The organism is Achromobacter arsenitoxydans SY8, from assembly GCF_000236785.1.
Lineage (GTDB): Bacteria > Pseudomonadota > Gammaproteobacteria > Burkholderiales > Burkholderiaceae_B > Achromobacter > Achromobacter arsenitoxydans.
Map to the genome: position 1 here is coordinate 211,865 of NZ_AGUF01000042.1, position 19,770 is coordinate 231,634.

A 19,770-nucleotide genomic window follows, 5' to 3' on the forward strand; every position below is an offset into this window, starting at 1 on the left:
CGCTGTGGGCTTCCGATCGTCGGGCCAGCCCATGAACAGCAGACGCAATTTCCTCCGCAACAGCGCCGCCTTAGCCGGCGCCAGCAGCGCGCTGGCGCTGTTTCCCGCGGCGATCCGCCGCGCACTGGCCATTCCCGCCAACCACCGCACGGGCACGATCCGCGATGTCGAGCACATCGTGATCTTCATGCAGGAAAACCGCTCGTTCGACCACTACTTCGGCGGGCTGGCGGGCGTGCGCGGCTTTGGCGACCGTTTTCCGATTCCCGTGCCGGACAGCCCGGATGCGCGCCATCGCACGGTCTGGGCGCAGTACAACGGCAAGCCCGACGAGGGCGCGCCGCGCACTGTACTGCCTTACCGCCTGGACACGCGCGAGGCCTACGAGACCATGCGCGTGGCCAGCACGCCGCACACCTGGTCCAACGCGCAGGACGCCTGGGACGCGGGCCGCATGGGCGGCTGGCCGGCCGCCAAGAAGAACCATTCGATGGCGTACTACACGGAAGCGGACATGCCCTTCCAGTACGCGATGGCCCGCGCCTTCACCGTGTGCGACGCCTACCACTGCTCATTCACCGGCGGCACCAACACCAACCGGCTGTTTCTCTGGAGCGGCACCAACGATGGCTTGGCCAAAGGCAACGGACCGGCCCTGGGGAACGTCTACAACAAGCTCACGGGCGGCGATCCCGCGGGCGCCTATACCTGGACCACCTATCCCGAAAGACTGGAGCGCGCCGGCGTCACCTGGCGCATCTACCAGAACATGGCGGACAACTATTCGCTCAATCCCACCGCCGGGTTCAAGGCCTACCGCGACGCCTATCAGGGCCTGCCCGGATCCATGGCGGCATTGAAGGACAAGGCGCTGACCACCCGCGACCTGGACCTGCTGCGCCAGGACGTGCTGGATGGCGCGCTGCCGCAAGTGACGTGGATCTGCGCCACCAAGGCAGGCTCCGAACACCCCAGCCCGTCCAGCCCGGCCCAGGGCGCGGACTACACGGCGCGCGTGCTGGACGCGCTGACGGCGAATCCAGAAGTGTGGAGCAAGACTGTCCTCTTGCTGATGTTCGACGAGAACGACGGCTTCTTCGATCACATGCCCCCGCCTGCGCCACCCTCGCGCAAAGCCGCGGGCGAACTCGCCGGCGCATCCACGGCGGACACGGCCGGCGAATACCACGAGCACCTGGCCGGCGTGGAAAAGGATGACACGCCGGCGCACCTGCACGGGGTCTATGGCCTGGGACCGCGTGTGCCCATGTATGTGCTGTCGCCCTGGACCAAGGGCGGCTGGGTCAATTCCCAGGTGTTCGACCACACTTCGGTGCTGCGCTTCGTGGAGCGGCGCTTCGGCGTGGCCGAGCCCAATATCTCGCCCTGGCGCCGGGCCGTCTGCGGCGACCTGACGTCAATCTTCGATTTCGCCGCGCCGGACCACCAGGACCTCCTGCGCGGGCTGCCCGCCACCGCCGAGCGCGCGGCGCAGGCCGCCGCGCTGCCCGGCACGGTCAAGCCGCCGGCGCCGCTGTCGCCCGGCCTGGCCCGGCAAGAGACGGGCGTCCGGCCGTCGCGCGCGCTGCCCTACGCGCTGCACACGGATGCCCGCGTGCAGGACGGCCGCGTCCAGCTGCGTTTCAGGAATACGGGCGCGGCCGGCGCGGTGCTGCACGTCTACAACCGTCTCGATCTGGAAAGCGGCCCCCGCCGCTATACCGTGGAGTCCGGCAAGGAACTGGAGGGATCCTGGAACGCCGCCGGCGATGGCCGCTATGACCTGTGGGTGCTGGGCCCAAACGGCTTTCACCGGCATTGCGCCGGGAATGCCGGGCAGGCTGCCGCGCCGGCGCTGCAGGCCGCCGCCGACTACGAGGGCCCAGGCGCGCCGTTGCGGCTTACGCTGCACAATCCCGACGCCCGCCCGCGCGCGTGCCGCATTGCAGCCAACGCCTATGACTACCCGCGCGAATCCGAGGTCGCCCTGGCGGCCGGACAGACCCTCAGCCTGTCGTGGGATATGTCCCGCACCGGCGGCTGGTACGACTTGAGCGTGCATGACAAAGAAGATCCGTCATACCTGCGCCGTCTGGCCGGACGCATCGAGAACGGCGCCCATTCCACTTCGGATCCCGCGATGGGACAAGAACTGATACTGCAATGGACACCCCACGCATGAAGCCGGCCGGCGCGGCGTCGTGCCGGGCGGCCGCGGCCGGTCGCAAAAAAAAACGCCGGCGCCTCGCGGCCTCCGGCGTTCTTGCGCATGTGCGCGTGCGAGGTCAGGCGGCCTCGGCGCCCTTGCCCAGCCCCAGGTAGCTTTCGATGACCTTGGGGTCGCCGGCCAGTTCGCGCGCAGGACCGTGCAGGATGACTTCGCCGGTTTCCAGCACGTAGCCGTAGTCCGCCACCTGCAGCGCCGCGCGGGCGTTCTGTTCGACCAGCAGGATCGCCACGCCGGTCTCGCGCAGGCGCGCGATGATGTGGAAGATCTCGCGCACGATGCGCGGCGCCAGGCCCAGGCTGGGCTCGTCGAGCATCAGCAAGGTTGGCTTGGCCATGAGCGCGCGGCCGACCGCGAGCATCTGACGCTCGCCGCCGGACAGGGTGCCGGCCTGCTGGGCGCGCCGTTCACGCAGGCGCGGGAACAGGTCGAAGACTTCATTCAGCGTGTCGCGCCAGCCGCTTTCGCGGGCCCGGTAACGGCGAAAGCCGCCCAGCAGCAGGTTGTCTTCCACGGACATCGTGCCGAACAGTTCGCGGCGCTCGGGCACCAGCGACATGCCGGCCGCCACGCGGCGCTCGACCTGCCAGCCCGACACGTCGCTGCCGGCGTACTGGACCGTGCCGGCCGCATGGCCGGTCTGGGGCAGCGATCCCATGATGGCGTTCAGCATGGTGGACTTGCCGGCGCCGTTGGCGCCGATCACCGTAACGATGCTGCCGGCGGGAACGGACAGCGTGGCGCCGACCAGCGCGCCGACCTTACCGTAGCGGGCCGACAGGTTGCTGACTTCGAGGACGGGGGAATTCGTTGCGCTCATCACACGCCTCCCGCGGGCACGGGCTTGGCCTGGTCCGCTTCGGGCAGGTCGTCGTCGATGCCGCCCAGGTAGGCTTCCAGCACCGCCGGGTTCTTTTGCACGTCGGCCGGCACGCCTTCGGCCAGCTTGGTGCCGAAATCCATCACCACGAGGTGGTTGGTCAGGCGCATCACAAAATCCATATCATGTTCGACAAGCAGAATGCTCATGCCCTCGGCGCGCAGCTGCTCGAGCACACGCGCCAGGTCTTGCTTTTCCTTGTAGCGCAGGCCGGCGGCCGGTTCGTCCAGCAACAGCAGCACCGGATCGCAGGCAAGCGCCCGCGCGATTTCCAGGATGCGCTGCTGGCCCAGCGCCAGGTTGCCGGCCTGTTCGTACAGATACTCGCCAAGGCCCACGCGCTTGAGCTGCTGGGCGGCCTCGTGCAAGAGCTGCGCCTCGCGGGCGCGGTCCGAATGCAAGGCGCCGGACAACACGCCGACGTCAGAGCGCAGATGCGCGCCCAGCGCCACGTTTTCCAGCACGGTCATGCCGGGCAGCAACTGCACGTGCTGGAACGTGCGGCCCACGCCCAGCTTGGCGATCTCGCGCGCCGAGCGGCTGTCGATGCGCTGGCCCATGAACGTGACCTGGCCGCGAGTCACCGGCAGCACGCCGCTGATCAGGTTGAAGGTAGTGCTCTTGCCGGCGCCGTTGGGCCCGATCAGGCCCATGATTTCGCCAGAGCTGACCTTGAAGGAGATGTCGTTGACAGCGACCAGGCCGCCGAATTCCTTGCGGATGGCGTCGACTTCCAGCACCACCTGGCCCGGTTGCGGGCGTTCGCGCGCCGGGAGCGCCGGCGCCGCGGCGGGCGGCGCCAGGTTGCGCCGCGAGCCGTTCGCGCCGGTGATGTTGCTCCACCAGCCCGCCAGGATCGGCCACAGGCCGTTGCGGGCGAATTGCAGCATCAGGATCAGCAGGACGCCAAAGACGATCATCTCGAAGTTGGCGTTGGTGTCCAGCAACTTGGGCAGCAGGTTCTGCAACTGGTCCTTCAGCACCAGGATGACGCTGGAGCCGAGCAAGGCGCCCCAGACGTAACCGGCGCCGCCGACCACCGCCATGAACAGGTACTCGATGCCGTAGTTCAGGCCGAAGGGGCTGGGGCTGACGGCACGCTGCATGTGGGCGTAGAGCCAGCCCGACAGGCAGGCCAGCAAGGCCGCCCACACGAAGATGACGATCTTGTAGGCCGCCGTGTTGACGCCCATGGACTCGGCCATGCCCGCCCCGCTCTTGAGCGCGCGGATGGCGCGCCCCGGACGCGAGTTGAGCAGGTTGCGCGTAGCCCAGAGCGCCAGCAGCACACACGCCCAGATCAGGAAGTAGATGTGGCGGCCGCTGGCCAGCGAGATGCCGAAGATGCTGATGGGCTCGATGCCGGCGATGCCGTCATGCTTGCCCAGCCAGTCGATGTTGCCAAACAGGTAATACAGCGACAGGCCCCAGGCGATGGTGCCCAGGGGCAGATAGTGACCCGACAGGCGCAGCGTGATCGCGCCCAGCAGATAGGCCACGACGGCGGTCAGCACCAGCCCCGCGGGCAGCGCCAGCCAGGGCGACACGTCGTACTGCGTGGTCAGGTAGGCGGTGGTGTAGGCGCCCAGGCCGACAAAGGCCGCCTGGCCGAACGACGTCAGGCCGCCAACGCCGGTCAACAGCACCAGGCCCAGCACGACCAGGCTGGCCAGCCCGATGTAGTTGAGTTGCGTCACCCAGAACTCGGGCGTGGCCGACACCAGCGGCAATGCCGCCAGGACGACGAGAAATACAGCAAGCAGAATGCGGTTCATGGCTTTTATTCCTCTTCGTCCGCGTGATGGGTGCTGAACGAACGCCAGACCAGAACCGGGATGATCAGGGTGAAAACGATCACTTCCTTATAGGCGCTGGCCCAGAAGGACGAGAACGATTCCAGCACGCCGACCAGCAGCGAACCCGCCGCCGCGATGGGATAGCTGGCCAGGCCGCCGATGATGGCGCCCACGAAGCCCTTCAGGCCGATGAGGAAACCGGTGTCGTAGTAGACGGTGGTGATGGGCGCGATCAGCATGCCGGACACGGCGCCGATGCCCACGGCAAGCGTGAACGTCAGCGAACCCGACATGTTGGTGCTGATGCCCACCAGGCGCGCGCCGCGGCGGTTGACGGCGGTGGCGCGCAGCGCGCGGCCGTACAGCGTCTTGCCGAAGAACAGCCACAGGGCCAGGATGAGCAGCGCGCAGGTGGCGACCACGAACAGGCTTTGCGCGGACCAGGTCATGAATCCAAGATCGACTTGCCCGCTGACGAAGGCCGGCGTGCGCCAGCCCTCGGCGCCGAAGAACACGAGCGCCAGGCCCATGAGCGCGAAGTGCACGGCGACGGACACGATCAGCAGCACCAGGACGGTGGCTTCGGCCAGCGGCTGGTAGACGACGCGATAGACCATCGGCCCCATCGGGATCACCAGGAACAGCGTCAGCAGCATGTTCAGCCACAGCGAGTTGTCCGCGGCGGTATAGCTTTTCGTGAGCCAGAACAATGCCAGCGGCAGGACGAGGCACGTAAGCACGGCTTTGGGCAGGCCGGCGGCGCTGCGGGTGCGCAGCGCGCGCAGCAGCTCAAGCGCCAGGCACACCAGGCCCAACAGCGGCAGGAGATAGGCGGTGCCCGGCACTTTGCCGTCCACCAGCATGGCCAGGGTCAGGGCGCCGAACGCCACAAACTCGCCCTGGGGAATGAAAATGACGCGCGTAACGGCGAAAACCAGCACCAGAGCCATGCCCAGGAGGGCATAGATGGCGCCGTTGACGACACCGTCTTGCAGCAGGATCAGCGCAATTGATGAATCCATCTAACAACTACCTTGTGGTTTCTTGGTGTTCCGGCCCCACCCGGAACACTGATACGACACACCGGCCGGAAAGGCCGGTGCGAAGTACTGCCGGGCCCTGCGCGGCGGTTGCCTTTCAGCCGCCGCCGCGCACCGGGCGCCCGTGGATCGGGCGGCCCGCGATCGGGCAATCCTGGGAATTTACAGACCGGGCTGGTAAACCCACTTGCCGTTTTCCACCTTGACCATGACGCGCGAACGCTCGTCGAAGCCGGCGTGGTCGGTGGGCGACATGTTGAACACGCCTTGCGAGACGGCCAGGTCCTTGATGCCTTCCAGCGCATCGCGCATGGCGACGCGGAATTCGGGCGTGCCAGGCTTGGCGCCCGACTTCAACGCCACCGGCAGCGCTGCGACCACCAGTTGGCCGGCATCCCACATGTGGCCGCCGAACGTGTTGGTCGAACCGGCGCCATTGGCCTTTTCGTAGGTTTCGACGTAAGCCAGGGCCGACTTCTTGACCGGGTTGCTGTCGGGCAGTTGCGCGGCGACCAGCAGCGGGCCGGCGGGCAGGAGCATGCCGTCGCAGTCCTTGCCGCAGACGCGCAGCACGTCGTTGTTGGCGGCGCCGTGGGTCTGGTAGATGGTGCCGCCGTAGTTACGGGCCTTCAGTTCCTTTTGCGGCAGCGCGGACGGGGTGCCGGCGCCGGCGATCAGGATGGCGTCGGGCTTTGCGCCGACCAGCTTGAGCACCTGGCCCGTCACGCTGGTGTCGGTGCGGCCGTACTTTTCGATGGCGACGATCTCGATGCCCTTGGCCTTGGCGGCCTTCTGCATCACGTCGAGCCAGCCGTCGCCGTAGGCGTCGGCAAAGCCGATGAAGCCCAAGGTCTTGACCTTGGACTTGGCCATGGCGTCGGCCAGGGCGCCGGCCATCAGGGCGTCATTCTGCGGAGTCTTGAACACCCAGCGGCGCTTGTCGTCCACGGGTTCGACGATCTTGGCGCTGGCGGCCACGCTGATCATCGGGACCTTGGCCTCGGCAGCCACGTCCACCATGGCCAGCGAGCCCGGCGTGATGGACGTGCCGATCAGCACGTCGACCTTGTCGTCGGACGCCAGCTTGCGCGAGTTCTTGACGGCTTGCGTCGTGTCGGTGGCGTCGTCCAGGACGATCCATTCGATCTTCTGGCCGGCCACTTCCTTGGGCAGCAGGGCAACCGTATTGCGCTCGGGAATCCCCAGCGAGGCGGCGGGGCCGGTGCTGGCCACCGTGACGCCTACCTTGACCTGTGCGCTCGCCAGAAGCGGCAGAGTCAGGGCTACAGCGGCCGCGGCCGCGGACAAGCCGAAGTGCTTGCGCATATTTTTGTCTCCTGTGGTGGCTCTTATGTGCCTCGAACGAGGCGAAGCGAGCCTGTTTAAAGTTATACAGAAAAAAATATTATATGGTTAAAACAGTATCAGATGACCTGGCGCAACTACGGTAATTCCCTGATGTGCTACGGAAACCACGTTTTGGCGAACGCATTTGTTAATGGCGAACTTGTACTTGAAAGGGTGGCAGGCGTCAGTTGGGGGATTCCCTTGGCACGCCAGGGTCTTTGGCGCCCTCAGCGCCCCAGCACCGGCCACACGCGTTCCACCCGCGACGCGACGAACGCGGCCACCACGGCCTTGACCAGGTCTCCGGGCAGGAAAACCGCCACTGCGGCCGCGGCCTTGCCGAGGTCCATCTTCGCCACGACCGCCAGCCATGGCACCCCAAAGGCGTACACGACCACGATGCCGCCGACGACGCACGCCGCCACGTAGCCGGCCAGGCCCATCCAGGTGCGCGATGCGCGCGCGGCCAGGCGGCGCGCAAGCCAACCCGTCACGAAGGCGCCCGCCACCATGCCAAAGAGAAAGCCGCCGGTGGGGCCGAAGAAGGCGCCAAGTCCGCCACGGCCGCCGGGCAGCACGGGCAGGCCGACAGCCGCCAGCGCCAGGTACAGCAGGCAGGCCAGCGCCCCCCGGACGGGTCCCAGCATGGCGCCGGCCAGCATGGCCCCCAGCGTCTGCAATGTAATGGGCACCGGGATGCCGGGCATCGGGATCGGCGGCATCAGGCTCAGGACGACGATCAGCGCCGCGAACAGCGCGACCAGCACCGTATTGTTGGATTTCATGATTTCCCCCTTGTGACCTTTTTGAAAATCCGTGCGCGCCCCGTCAGGGACTGCGCGCGTCGATGGCTTCCGCAACTTCCTGGGCCCGCTTCAACGTCAGCACAATCAGCGGCACGATCAGCGCGACAGGATTCGCGCCCAGTCCGCGCGCCGCCTGCGCTTCGCGGATTTCCTGGAAATTGCGCCAGATCTCGGGCACGAAGCGCAGCGCCAGCGCCAGCGCCAGCGCCACTTTTTCCGCATCCACCAGCCCCGTGCGTTCCAGGGGCTTGAGCGCCTTCTCGCAGACCGCGATCAGGTCGGACGTGCGGGTGGCCAGGGTAACGGCCAGCGCCAGGCCGACCATCGCCGCCACGCGCAGCACCACGGCCAGCGCCTCCATGGGGCCCTGGAACCAGCCTGTGAAGAGCGCCACGGCCAGCAACACCCAGAGCAGTCCGCGCACCTGGCGCCACACGGCCGCCCAGGCCACGCCCGTGGACCAGACCAATGCCGCCGACAGGCCAAAAGCCAGCGCCAGCCAGCCTGGGGCTCGCAACACGAACAGGCCCGCCCCCGCCGCCATCAGGGCCGCCAGCTTGAGCCAGGCCGGCAGCCGGTGCAAGGGCGTAGCGCCGGGAACGTACAGCGGCTCCATCATCCGCAGTGTTCCCGGTACCAGCGCAAAGCCTGCGCGGGCGTGTCGTCCGCGGCGATCAAGCCGTCGCGCACGACCAGCACCCGGTCGAAATCCTCCAGCAGCTCCAGGTCGTGGCTGACGACGATGGCGTCATGCGGCAGCCCGGCGATGGCCGCGCGCACGCGGTTGCGGTTGCGCAGGTCCAGCTGGGTGGTGGGCTCGTCGAACACGACCAGCGCGGGCTCCATGACGAGCACCGCGGCAAGCGCCACCAGCTGGCGCTCGCCGCCGGACAGGGTGTGGCTGCTGCGATCCGCCAGATGGCCCACGCCCAGGCTGCCAAGGCGGGATTCGATCAGGGATTCACGCTGCCCGCGGTCGGGCGCAAGGCGCTTGAGCCCGAACGCCAGGTCTTCGCGCACGATGGGAAAGACGATCTGGTTTTCGGGGTTCTGGAAGACGAAGCCGACCCGTCCCCGAACGGCCTTGAGATCCTTGCGCGTGTCCAGGCCGTCCACGCGAACGCTGCCCGACGAGGGCATGACCAGCCCGTTGATCAGGCGCGCCAGCGTGCTCTTGCCGGCGCCATTGGGGCCGACGATGCCGATGCGGCGCTCGGCCAGGGTCGCGCTCACCCCGCGCAGCACTTCCGCCTGGGGCGTGGATACTACCGCCTGGTCAAACTCGATTAACATGGGGCGGGATTATGCCCGAACCATTTCGGGCATCGCGACTCCAAGAGCTGATATGGAAAAAGTACGCAAAACCGACGCCGAATGGCGCGCCCAGCTTTCCCCGGAAGAATACGTGGTCACCCGGCAAAAGGGTACCGAACGCGCCTTCACAGGGCGCTACTGGGATACTTTCACGCACGGCATCTACCGCTGCGTGGGCTGTGGCACGGCGCTGTTCGCATCCGACACCAAATTCGACGCCGGCTGCGGCTGGCCCAGCTACTTCCAGGCGCTGGACCCCGAACTGGTGCGCGAGGAACGCGACACCAGCCACGGCATGGTGCGCACCGAAGTGCTGTGCAACGTGTGCGACTCGCACCTGGGCCACGTCTTTCCCGACGGCCCCGAGCCCACCGGCCTGCGCTACTGCATCAATTCCCTGTCGATGACGTTTGAACCCATAGAAGACTGAATGAAGAAGTTTCTGTTCGACCTTTTTCCGCTGCTCCTGTTCTTCATCGCTTACAGGTACACGGACATCTTCACCGCCACGGGCGTCGCCATGGCCGCTGCCGTGGCTCAGATCGTCTGGCTCAAGGCGACCGGCCGCCCCACCGAAGCCATGCACTGGATCAACCTCACGGTCATTCTGGTGTTCGGCGGCGCGACCATCTGGCTGCACAGCGACGTCTTCATCAAGTGGAAGCCCACCGTGCTGTACTGGTTGTTCGGCGGCGCGCTGGTGTTCGCCCGCCTGTTGTTTGGCCGCAACCTGATCCGGCGCCTGATGGAAAAACAGATCCAGCTGCCTGACGCGGCCTGGGACAAGCTCAACATGATTTGGGCAGCCTTCTTCCTGGTCGCCGGCGCGCTCAATCTGTATGTAGCGTTCTCGGGGCACTTCACCGAATCGCAGTGGGTCAGCTTCAAGGCCTTCGGCCTGATGGGCCTGATGATCGTGTTCGTGATCGGGCAGTCGTTGTGGCTGGGCAAGCACATCCAGACCGAGGAAAACACGCCTTCCGGCCCCGGCGCGACGCCGCCCGGCAAGCCCTGATCCCCCTCCTTCCCATGCGCCGGCCGCCAGGCCGGCGCGCCGGAACTTTCCCCCCGCCTCCATGTCAGAAACCACCGATCGCATCGCCCTGATCCGGGAACGGCTTGCCGCCCTGGAACCGCTCAGCCTGGACATCCTTGACGACTCGCATTTGCATGCCGGCCACGAAGGCAGTAATAACGGCGCCGGCCACTATCGCGTAATCATCGTAGCGTCTTGCTTTGCGGGGCTCTCGCCGGTCGCGCGACACCGGCTGGTGTATCATCATTTGCAAGATTTGATCCCCTATCCGATTCATGCGCTTGCGCTTGACGCCCAGGCTCCCAAATAGAAAGTAAAAGGATATTCATGAAACGCATCGTCATGCTGGCTGCGGCCTGCGTCATCGCCGTGCCGGCTTTTGCGCAAAACGTGGCTACCGTCAACGGCAAGGCCATCCCGCAAAAGAGTCTGGATCAATTCGTCAAGCTCCTGGTCAGCCAGGGCGCCACCGATTCGCCCCAACTGCGCGAACAGGTCAAGCAGGAAATGATCAACCGCCAGATCTTCGTGCAAGCCGCCGAATCCAGCGGAATCGCCAAGCAGGCCGACGTCCAGACCGAAATCGAACTCGCCCGCCAAGGCATCCTGGTTCGCGCCCTGATGGCCGACTACCTGGCGAAGAACCCGGTTTCCGACGCCAAGGTCACTGCCGAATACGAGAAGATCAAGAAGGAACAAGCCGGCAAGATGGAATACAAGGTCCGCCACATCCTCGTCGAAGACGAGAAGACGGCGAATGACCTGCTGGCCCAGATCAAGAGCAACAAGAGCAAGTTCGACGACCTGGCCAAGAAGAACTCCAAGGATCCCGGCAGCGCCGAAAAGGGTGGCGATCTGGGTTGGGCTCCCCCGACGAACTACGTCCAGCCGTTCGCGCAGGCCGTGACCCAGCTGAAGAAGGGCCAACTGGTGGACAAGCCGGTGCAGACCCAGTTCGGCTGGCACATCATCATGGTCGACGACACCCGTCCGGTCGAATTCCCGCCGCTGGACCAGGTTCGCCCGCAACTGGAAGAAATGCTGCGCCAGCAAACCCTGGCCGACTACCAGAAGCAGCTGCGCGACAAGGCCAAGATCCAGTAAGGCCACGCCAGACAAGAAACTGCCCGCATATGCGGGCAGTTTTTTTTTAACGGCGCGTACCCGGGTTCAGGACATGCCCAGCAGCGCCTTCAGCCCGTCTTCGTCCAGCACCGCCACGCCCAGTTCCTGGGCCTTGGCGAGCTTGCTGCCGGAATCCTCGCCCGCCACCAGGTAGGCCGTTTTCTTGGACACGGAACCGCTGACCTTGCCGCCCGCCGCCTGGATATGCATGGACGCCTCTTCGCGTGTCCAGTTGGGCAGCGTGCCGGTCAGCACGAAGGTCTTGCCGGCCAGGGTCGTGCCCTGGGGCGCGGCTTCGGCCACGGGGTTCACGCCCTGCGCCTTGAGCTGTTCGATGACGTCGCGGTTGTGCTGTTCGGCAAAGAAGTGGCGGATGGATGCCGCCACGACCGGGCCCACGTCGGGCACCGAGGACAAGGCGTCCTCATCGGCGTCCATGATGGCGTCGATGCTGCCGAAATGCCGCGCCACGTCGCGCGCCGTGGTCTCGCCCACGTGGCGGATGCCCAGCGCGAACAACAGCCTGGCCAGGCCGGGCGCCCGCGCCTTGTCGATGGCCGCCACCAGGTTGTCGGCCGATTTCTGGCCCATGCGGTCCAGCCCCACCAGTTCCAGCGGGCGCAGGCTGTACAGGTCGGCCAGCGTCTTGACGCGGCCGCTGTCGACCAGCTGGTCCACGAGCTTTTCGCCCAGACCTTCGATGTCCAGGGCCTTGCGGCTGGCGGCGTGCCACAGCGTCTGCTTGCGCTGCGCGCCGCAGAACAGGCCGCCGGTGCAGCGCGCGATGGTTTCGTCTTCCAGGCGTTCGATGGCGGATCCGCAGACCGGGCATGCCGTGGGCATGACGAATTCCCGTGCGTCCGACGGCCGCTTTTCCAGCACCGGCGCCAGCACTTCGGGAATCACGTCGCCGGCGCGGCGCACGATGACCGTGTCGCCGATGCGCACGTCCTTGCGCCGGATCTCGTCCTCGTTGTGCAGCGTGGCGTTGGTGACAGTGACGCCGCCCACGAACACGGGCTTGAGCCGCGCGACGGGCGTGATGGCGCCCGTGCGGCCCACCTGGACTTCGATGTCCAGCAGCGTGGTGGTGGCCTCTTCGGCGGCGAACTTGTGCGCCAGCGCGAAGCGCGGGGCGCGGGCCACGAAGCCCAGCACCTTCTGCGCAGGCAGCGAGTCCACTTTGTAGACCACGCCGTCGATATCGTAGGGCAGGTTGGCGCGCATGGCGCCCACCTTGGCGTAGAACGCCATGAGGCCTTCGGCGCCGGTGGCCCGATGGTTGTGCAGGACATTCACCGGCAGGCCCAGACTGGCCAGCCATTCCAGCATGGCGCCGTGCGATTTTTCGGGCAGCTGCGACGCCTGTTCGGCGCCGGCCGATGCCTCGTCGAACAGGCCGCTCTGGGCGCCGGGCAGGCCGTGGACCTCGCCCCAGCCGTAGGCAAAGAAGCGCAGGGGCCGCTTGGCCGTGATGCGCGGATCGAGCTGGCGCAGGCTGCCCGCCGCCGCATTGCGCGGATTGACGAACACCTTTTCGTCACGCCGGGCCTGGGCCTCGTTCAGCTTTTCGAAGTCGGCGCGGTTCATCAGGACTTCGCCGCGCACCTCCAGCACCCTCGGGGCCGCGCCCTTGAGCTGCAGGGGTATCGCCTTGATCGTGCGGATGTTGGACGTGACGTCCTCGCCCGTCTGGCCGTCGCCGCGGGTGGCGGCCTGCACCAGGCGGCCGTCCTCGTAGCGCAGGCTGATGGCCAGACCGTCGAGCTTCAATTCACAGAAATAGTCGGGCTGCTGCGCCGGGCCCAGCATGCCGGCGCCCCGCAGCGTGTCGGCGACGCGGCGGTCGAATGCTGCGACCTCTTCCTCGTCGAACGCGTTGTTCAGCGACAGCATGGGCACCACATGGCGCACGCTGCCAAACGCGGACACGGGCGCGGCCCCAACCCGCTGCGTGGGGGATTCGGGCGTCACCAGTTCCGGGTGCTCGGCCTCGAGGGCCTGCAGTTCCCGCATCAGCCCGTCGTACTCGGCATCCGAGACCGAAGGCTCGTCGTAGACGTAATAGCGGACGTTGTGCTGTTCGATTTCCGTGCGCAGGCGCGCCGCGGCTTGCGCCGCGCTTTCACCGCCAGACCCGCTGCTCATCAGGAAAACACCCGCTGGGCGCGCTCGCTGCCGGCGGGCAGGCCCGCTTGTTCAAGCTGGCCAAACAACACCTGCAGGCGCTCGTCGATGACAATGTCGGAACCGTCGGCCAGGGGCTTGCCCTGGTCGTCCACCAGTTCGGCGCGCAGGCGCTGAGCCAGATCCCGGCCCACGTCGACCATGCGTCCGAACGCCCGGGTGTCCGCCGGGCTGCACGGCACGTCGAGCAGCAGATACAGGCGCTCGATACCGCCCATGCCCGCATCAAAGGCGGCGCCGTCGGCACGCGCCAGCGTGAAGCGCGCCACGCCGTTTTCGGCGGGCCAGGCCAGGCGGTTGCCGTCGGCCACGAAGCCGGTGTCGCGCGCCACGGCCAGCACTTCGGCGGCCGGCTGGGCCGAACCCAGCAGCAGGGTCAGGCCGACTTGGGTATCCAGGGCGGCGCAGGTGTCGTCCAGACGAGCGCCCTGCTCCAGGACCGCCTGCTGGTCTGGGCCTTCAATTGTGGCGTCGAAGCGTTCGGCCATGTCCTGGGCGCGGGCCCAGGCCTGCGACCATTCGATGGCGGTGAGCGGACCGCTGCGGTTGGCCAGCAGCACGGCCAGTTGCATGGACGCGTACGATTCGCCGGCATGGACGCGCGCGCGGTGGCGGCGCTGGTCGGTTTCGGCGAACACGCGCATGGGCTTGCGGCCCACGGCGCGCAGGCTTTGCATGTAGGGCAGCAGGTCGGCGCCGCGCACGGCTTCGGCGAAGTTGATCTCGATGACCACTTCGCAGGCGGGATCGGGTTCTTCGGCGTCGTCGGCATCGCTGCCAGGGTCCACCGGGGCAGGCTGGCCGGGCTGCGCGCGGGCGCTGTCGCCGCCCATGCCGGGTTCGCGGCGAGGCGCGGCCGGCGTGGCGCCAGCTGCGGCGCCGCCGGCGGCTCCCGCGCCCAGCAGCGGATCCTGCTCGGACGTGGGGAAATGGCTCTGCATCTTGCGCCGGACGCGGCGGTCCTGCCACCAGTTGAATCCCAACACCAGCAGTATCAGCAAGACGCCCAGGGCAATCAGCCCGATCTGCAAATCACTCATGTGTAAATCCCGCGCCTGGAAGGCGGCGCCTTTCTCAATATTGGGTTTATGCCGCTTCGGAGGCCATCATCTGGACGGCCGAATCTATGTCTACCGCAACGATACGCGAAACCCCCTGCTCTTGCATGGTTACGCCGATCAATTGCTTGGCCATCTGCATCGCAATCTTGTTGTGCGAGATGAACAGGAACTGCGTCTGCTCGCTCATGTTGGCGACAAGGTTCGCGTAGCGCTCGGTATTGGCGTCGTCCAGCGGCGCGTCCACCTCGTCCAGCAGGCAGAACGGCGCGGGGTTCAGCTTGAACAGCGCAAACACCAGCGCGGTGGCCGTGAGCGCCTTTTCGCCGCCCGAGAGCAGGTGAATGGTGCTGTTGCGCTTGCCGGGAGGCTGCGCCATGACCTGCACGCCGGCGTCGAGAATTTCCTCGCCCGTCATGCTCAGCTTGGCCTCGCCGCCGCCGAACAGCTTGGGGAAGAGATCGCCGAAATGGCCGTTGACGATATTGAATGTCTCTTGCAGCAGCTCGCGCGTTTCGCGGTCGATCTTGCGGATGGCGTCTTCGAGGGTTTCGATGGCCGTCATCAGGTCCTGGTGCTGCGAATCCAGGAAGCCCTTGCGCTCGCGCGAGGTGTTCAATTCATCCAGCGCCGCCAGGTTGACCGACCCCAGGGCTTCGATCTGGCGCGAAATGCGGCCGACTTCCTGCTGCAGCCAGCTGGCGCGGCGCCATTCGTCGGGCTGGTTGGCCAGGAACTGAGCCAGTTCCTCGCGATCGACTTCGCGCGCGTTGAGCTGTTCGGTGAACTGCTCTTCGGCCAGGCGGGCGGCCTGCTCCTGCAGCTGCAGTTCCATGATGCGCGCGCGGCGCGGCTCCAGGGTCTGCTCTTGCTGCTGGCGGTCTTCGTCGGCGCCGCGCAGCAGCGCGGCAATGTTTTCCATTTCCTGGCGCGCGCGCGACAGCGCTTCTTCGCGTTCCGCGCGCGCTTCCAGGGCGTCCTGCAGGCCGGCCTGGGACGCGGACGCGTCCAGCTCGGTCAGGTCGCCCATCAATTGTTCCAGCTCCACCGCGCCGCGCTGGCTTTGGTCGGCGGCCAGCTGCTGATTGCGCTGCAGATCGGTGATGCGGACCTGGATGCCGCGCTCGGCGAATTCGGCTTCCTGGGCGGCGCGCTCGAGCTCGCGCAGACGGGTGCGGGCCGCTTCGGCCTGCGCCGCCAGCGTCTCGCCGTCCATCTCGGCATCGGCAAACTTGGACTGATGCTCCGCCAGTTCCTCGTCCAGGGTCTCGAACCGGACTTCGGCCTCTTCGCGGGTGGCGCGCAGGTCTTCCTCGTGGGCCTTGATTTCTTCCAGGTCCTGGCGCAGGCGCGAAGCGCGTTCACCGGACTGTTCGGCCTGCTGCTGCAGCCGCGAATGCTCCAGCTGGATGTCGTGCACCCGGCGCGTGACCTCGGCCACGCGGGTGCGCGCCGGAGAGATGGCCTGGGACACCTGCTGCCAGGCGGCCTCGGCGCGCGCGACGGCGGCGCGCGCCTGGTCCGCGATCAGCTGCTGCGCCTTGATCTCGCGCTGAAGGTTTTCGATTTCCTGCTGGCGGGCCAGCAGGCCGGCCTGTTCGGAGTCGGGCGCATAGAAGCGCACGCTGTGCGCATCGACCAGGTGGCCGCCCTTGACCACGCAGGCGGCGCCGGCGGGCAGGCTCGCGCGCTGGGCCAGGGCCTGGGTGACGTCGGTGGCGGTATAGATGCCGGCCAGCCATTCGTTCAGCAGCGTGCGCAGGTCAGGATCAGTGATGCGCAGCAGGCTGGCCAGCGGCGTCAGGCCGGCCGGCGCGGGCGGCGTGGGGGCCGCCACCGGCAACTGGTAGAACGCCAGCCGGGCAGGCGGCGCGTCTTCGGCGAAGGCGCGCGCCCAGTCCAGGTTGCGCACCTCCAATGAGGCCATCCGTTCGCGCAAAGCCGATTCCAGGGCGGTTTCCCAGCCCGGCTCGATATGCAGCTTCTGCCACAGGCGCGACAGGCCGGCCAGTTCGTGCTTGGCCAGCCAGGGTTCCAGTGCGCCCTGCTTTTGCACGTCTTCCTGCAGCTTCACCAGCGCCGACAGGCGGGCTTCCAGGCGCGCCAGGTTCTGCGCTTCGGTCTGGGCGCCGGCCTGCGCGCGGCTGCGCTCGGCATCCGCTTCCGGGATGCGGCCTTCCAGGACAGCCAGCTCTTCCTGGGCGGCTTCAAGCTGGTCTTCGCCCGCCGCGCGGTCGCCAGCCAGTTGCTCCAGGCGCTCGGGGTCCGGGCTGTGCAATTCGCGCAGTTCCTGCTGCAGGCGCTCGCGCCGCTGGTCCAGGGTCTGCATCTGGCGGTCGGCGTCGCGCTGGGTTTGCGCCACCAGGGCCAGGTTCTGTTCGACGCGCGCAAGCGCGGCCCGCATCTCGTCGCGGCCCGCGGCGGCCTCGCGCACACGCTGTTCTACGGAAGGCAGGCCCGCCTGGGCGTCTTCCGCGGTGGCGCGCGCCTCTTCGGTGCGGGCGGCGGCGGCGGCCAGGTCGTCTTCGGCCTGGGCGATCTGTTCGGTGCAGTGTTCGCGCTGGCTGGTCCATTCCGCGATCTGCTGCTGGAGCTGGTCGCGGCGCGCCTGCAGGCGGTTGCGGGAATCGACCACGTGCCGGATCTCGGCTTCCAGGCGGCTGACCTGGGCATTGGCCTCGTACAGGGCGCCCTGGGCGGTGTGGACCGCGTCGCTGGCGGCGTAATGCGCCTGGCGCCGGGACTCCAGCGCAGCTTCGCCCGCCCGCAGGCCGGCAATGGCGGCTTCCAGTTCATTCTGGGCCTGCGCCATTTCCTGCGTCTTTTTGGCGCGCTCTTCCCGGGCCCCGGTTTCCTTCAGGAACCACAGCGAATGCTGTTTCTTTTCGCCGTCGGCCTGGAGCTCGCGGTAGCGCGTGGCCACTTCGGCCTGGGCTTCCAGCTTTTCAAGCTGGTTGTTCAGTTCTCGCAGGATGTCTTCGACGCGGGTCAGGTTCTCGCGCGTGTCGGACAGGCGGTTTTCGGTCTCGCGGCGGCGTTCCTTGTAGCGCGACACGCCGGCCGCTTCTTCCAGGAAGACCCGCAGTTCTTCGGGACGCGCCTCGATCAGGCGGTTGATCATGCCCTGGCCGATGATGGCGTAGCCGCGCGCGCCCAGGCCGGTGCCCAGGAAGATGTCGTGGATGTCGCGGCGGCGGACCTGCTGGTTGTTGACGAAGTAGCTGCTGGTGCCGTCGCGGGTCAGGACGCGGCGCACCGCGATTTCCGCGTAGGTGCTCCACTGGCCGGCGGCGCGCCCCTCGCTGTTGTCGAACACCATTTCCACGGATGCCCGCGCGGCCGGCTTGCGGTTGCCGGAGCCGTTGAAAATGACGTCCTGCATGGACTCGCCGCGCAGTTCCGACGCCTTGGCCTCGCCCAGCACCCAGCGCACGGCGTCGATGATGTTCGATTTGCCGCAGCCATTGGGGCCCACCACGCCGACCAGTTGGCTGGGCACGGGAATCACGGTGGGATCGACGAAGGACTTGAAGCCGGCGAGTTTGAGCTGAGTAAGACGCACAGTACGATGACGACGGGGTGGGTTGAACGAAAGGCGTTAACGGACCTGCCGCACAGATTGCAAACCGGCCCCAGAAGGGCCGGCTCTCATATGGGTCGTATGATACCGCAGGCAGTCTCTCCCCTGCGCCTGGCAACGGTCAACCCGCGGGCAAACGCGCAATGGCTCCCACCGGCGCTCCGGCTATACTCCCTGACACTTTTTGGCACGACACATAATTTTCACGCGGACTGGCCAGGCTCTGGCCGCAGAACGGGGACATTCTTGAAACGTGGTTTCTATCTGGTCATGGCCGCGCAGGCCTTCTCGTCATTGGCGGACAATGCGCTGTTCATTGCAGCGATCGCCTTGATACAGGAACTGCACGGCCCGGACTGGTTGGCGCCCATGATGAAATGGTCGTTCGCGTTGGCCTACGTCGTGCTGGCCGCGTTTGTCGGCGCCATCGCGGACTCCTACCCCAAGGGCCGCGTGATGTTTTCCACCAATGCCCTGAAGGTGGCCGGCTGTCTGCTGATGTTCTCGTATGCCAGCATCGGCATCGCCCCTGAATACCAGACGTATCTGGTTTGCGCCGCCTACGGCGTGGTCGGCATCGGCGCCGCCGCCTACTCCCCCGCCAAGTACGGCATCGTCACCGAAATGCTGCCCCCGACCATGCTGGTCAAGGGCAATAGCTGGATCGAGGGCCTGACGGTCTTCTCCATCATCCTGGGCACGGTGCTCGGCGGGCTGCTGATCTCCTCGTCCGTTTCCACCGCCCTGCTCAGCCACTCTTTTATAGGCAGCCTGGTGCACACCCCGGCCGAGGCCGCGATCCTGGTCATCGCCTTCGTCTATCTGTTGGCGGCTTTGTGCAACCTGATGATTCCGCGCACCCATGTGCGCTATCCGCCCCAGCAGAAAAACCCCGTCCGGCTCGTTCGCACCTTCTGGGGTTACGTCTGCGTGCTCTGGAAAGACAAGCTGGGCCAGATTTCGCTGGCCGTCACCACCCTGTTCTGGGGCGCCGGCGCCACGCTGCAGCTGATCGTCATTGAATGGGGCCGCAGCCACCTGGGCTACCAGCTGGACAAGGCGTCCATGCTGATGGGCGTGGCCGCCCTGGGCACGGTGGTCGGGTCCATCCTGGCGGGCCGCATTCCGCTGCGCCGCGCGCTGGCCGTGCTGCCGGTGGGCGCCGCCATGGGCCTGGTCGTGCTGCTGATGCCGCTGGTCTACCAGCCCTGGAGCGTCTACCTGCTGCTGCTGCTCACCGGCGGCCTGGCCGGCTTCTTCGTGGTGCCCATGAACGCCCTGCTCCAGCATCGCGGTCACGTGCTGCTGTCGGCGGGCCATTCGATCGCCGTGCAGAATTTCAACGAACAGCTCAACATCCTGCTGATGGTGGCG

Annotated in this window: 16 protein-coding genes; 6 read left to right on the forward strand and 10 right to left on the reverse strand. The window is 66.8% G+C overall.

Annotation, left to right across the window (positions count from 1 at the left end; genetic code table 11):
* Window positions 1–31: 31 nt before the first annotated feature.
* Window positions 32–2,182 carry a phosphocholine-specific phospholipase C gene (locus KYC_RS11335; RefSeq protein WP_043518161.1) on the forward strand — a complete coding sequence of 717 codons (2,151 nt, stop codon included), beginning with the start codon at window positions 32–34 and terminating at the stop codon, window positions 2,180–2,182.
* Between the two features lie 103 nt (window positions 2,183–2,285).
* Here the strand turns inward: KYC_RS11335 and KYC_RS11340 are convergent, their stop codons facing one another.
* The 7 genes from KYC_RS11340 to KYC_RS11370 form a co-directional block, all read right to left on the reverse strand.
* Window positions 2,286–3,047 (reverse strand): ABC transporter ATP-binding protein, encoded by a 762-nt coding sequence (locus KYC_RS11340; RefSeq protein WP_008162129.1) that lies wholly within the window; start codon window positions 3,045–3,047, stop codon window positions 2,286–2,288.
* Entirely contained in the window at window positions 3,047–4,882 is a 1,836-nt protein-coding gene (locus tag KYC_RS11345) for a branched-chain amino acid ABC transporter ATP-binding protein/permease (protein ID WP_008162130.1), read from the reverse strand. Before KYC_RS11345 ends, KYC_RS11340 begins: the two co-directional genes overlap by 1 nt.
* Window positions 4,883–4,887: 5 nt before the next feature.
* On the reverse strand, window positions 4,888–5,925 hold the full coding sequence (locus KYC_RS11350; protein WP_008162131.1) for a branched-chain amino acid ABC transporter permease: 1,038 nt from the start codon (window positions 5,923–5,925) through the stop codon (window positions 4,888–4,890).
* Between the two features lie 180 nt (window positions 5,926–6,105).
* A complete protein-coding gene (locus tag KYC_RS11355; RefSeq protein ID WP_008162134.1) occupies window positions 6,106–7,269 on the reverse strand; it encodes an ABC transporter substrate-binding protein in 1,164 nt (387 codons plus the stop codon).
* Window positions 7,270–7,517: 248 nt separating this feature from the next.
* Window positions 7,518–8,075, reverse strand: coding sequence for a biotin transporter BioY (locus KYC_RS11360; RefSeq protein WP_008162136.1), 558 nt, complete (start codon window positions 8,073–8,075; stop codon window positions 7,518–7,520).
* A 43-nt stretch (window positions 8,076–8,118) separates the two neighbouring features.
* Window positions 8,119–8,715 (reverse strand): energy-coupling factor transporter transmembrane component T family protein, encoded by a 597-nt coding sequence (locus tag KYC_RS11365; RefSeq protein WP_008162138.1) that lies wholly within the window; start codon window positions 8,713–8,715, stop codon window positions 8,119–8,121.
* The gene (locus KYC_RS11370; RefSeq protein WP_008162142.1) at window positions 8,712–9,389 is read right to left on the reverse strand and encodes an energy-coupling factor ABC transporter ATP-binding protein; all 678 of its coding nucleotides are present in this window, start codon (window positions 9,387–9,389) and stop codon (window positions 8,712–8,714) included. Before KYC_RS11370 ends, KYC_RS11365 begins: the two co-directional genes overlap by 4 nt.
* A gap of 52 nt (window positions 9,390–9,441) precedes the next feature.
* Here KYC_RS11370 and msrB point away from each other — a divergent pair, with 52 nt between their 5' ends.
* From msrB to KYC_RS11390, 4 genes are all read left to right on the forward strand, one after another.
* On the forward strand, window positions 9,442–9,840 hold the full coding sequence (gene msrB / locus KYC_RS11375; protein WP_008162143.1) for a peptide-methionine (R)-S-oxide reductase MsrB: 399 nt from the start codon (window positions 9,442–9,444) through the stop codon (window positions 9,838–9,840).
* Window positions 9,841–10,425 carry a septation protein A gene (locus KYC_RS11380; protein WP_008162144.1) on the forward strand — a complete coding sequence of 195 codons (585 nt, stop codon included), beginning with the start codon at window positions 9,841–9,843 and terminating at the stop codon, window positions 10,423–10,425.
* A 61-nt stretch (window positions 10,426–10,486) separates the two neighbouring features.
* Window positions 10,487–10,756 (forward strand): BolA family protein, encoded by a 270-nt coding sequence (locus tag KYC_RS28655; RefSeq protein WP_008162145.1) that lies wholly within the window; start codon window positions 10,487–10,489, stop codon window positions 10,754–10,756.
* Between the two features lie 17 nt (window positions 10,757–10,773).
* Window positions 10,774–11,550: a peptidylprolyl isomerase gene (locus KYC_RS11390; RefSeq protein WP_008162154.1), complete on the forward strand. Its 777-nt coding sequence runs from the start codon at window positions 10,774–10,776 to the stop codon at window positions 11,548–11,550.
* Between the two features lie 66 nt (window positions 11,551–11,616).
* Here the strand turns inward: KYC_RS11390 and ligA are convergent, their stop codons facing one another.
* Genes ligA through smc form a run of 3 tightly spaced genes read right to left on the reverse strand, consistent with a single transcriptional unit; the run spans window position 11,617 to window position 18,378 of the window.
* The gene (gene ligA, locus KYC_RS11395) at window positions 11,617–13,719 is read right to left on the reverse strand and encodes an NAD-dependent DNA ligase LigA (RefSeq protein ID WP_008162156.1); all 2,103 of its coding nucleotides are present in this window, start codon (window positions 13,717–13,719) and stop codon (window positions 11,617–11,619) included.
* Window positions 13,719–14,798, reverse strand: a complete 1,080-nt coding sequence (locus tag KYC_RS11400; RefSeq protein ID WP_043518130.1) for a cell division protein ZipA C-terminal FtsZ-binding domain-containing protein — start codon at window positions 14,796–14,798, stop codon at window positions 13,719–13,721. Before KYC_RS11400 ends, ligA begins: the two co-directional genes overlap by 1 nt.
* A 46-nt stretch (window positions 14,799–14,844) precedes the next feature.
* Entirely contained in the window at window positions 14,845–18,378 is a 3,534-nt protein-coding gene (gene smc, locus KYC_RS11405) for a chromosome segregation protein SMC (RefSeq protein WP_008162161.1), read from the reverse strand.
* Between the two features lie 264 nt (window positions 18,379–18,642).
* Here smc and lplT point away from each other — a divergent pair.
* A partial coding sequence (gene lplT, locus KYC_RS11410) for a lysophospholipid transporter LplT (RefSeq protein WP_043518164.1) occupies window positions 18,643–19,770 on the forward strand: 1,128 nt, incomplete at its 3' end.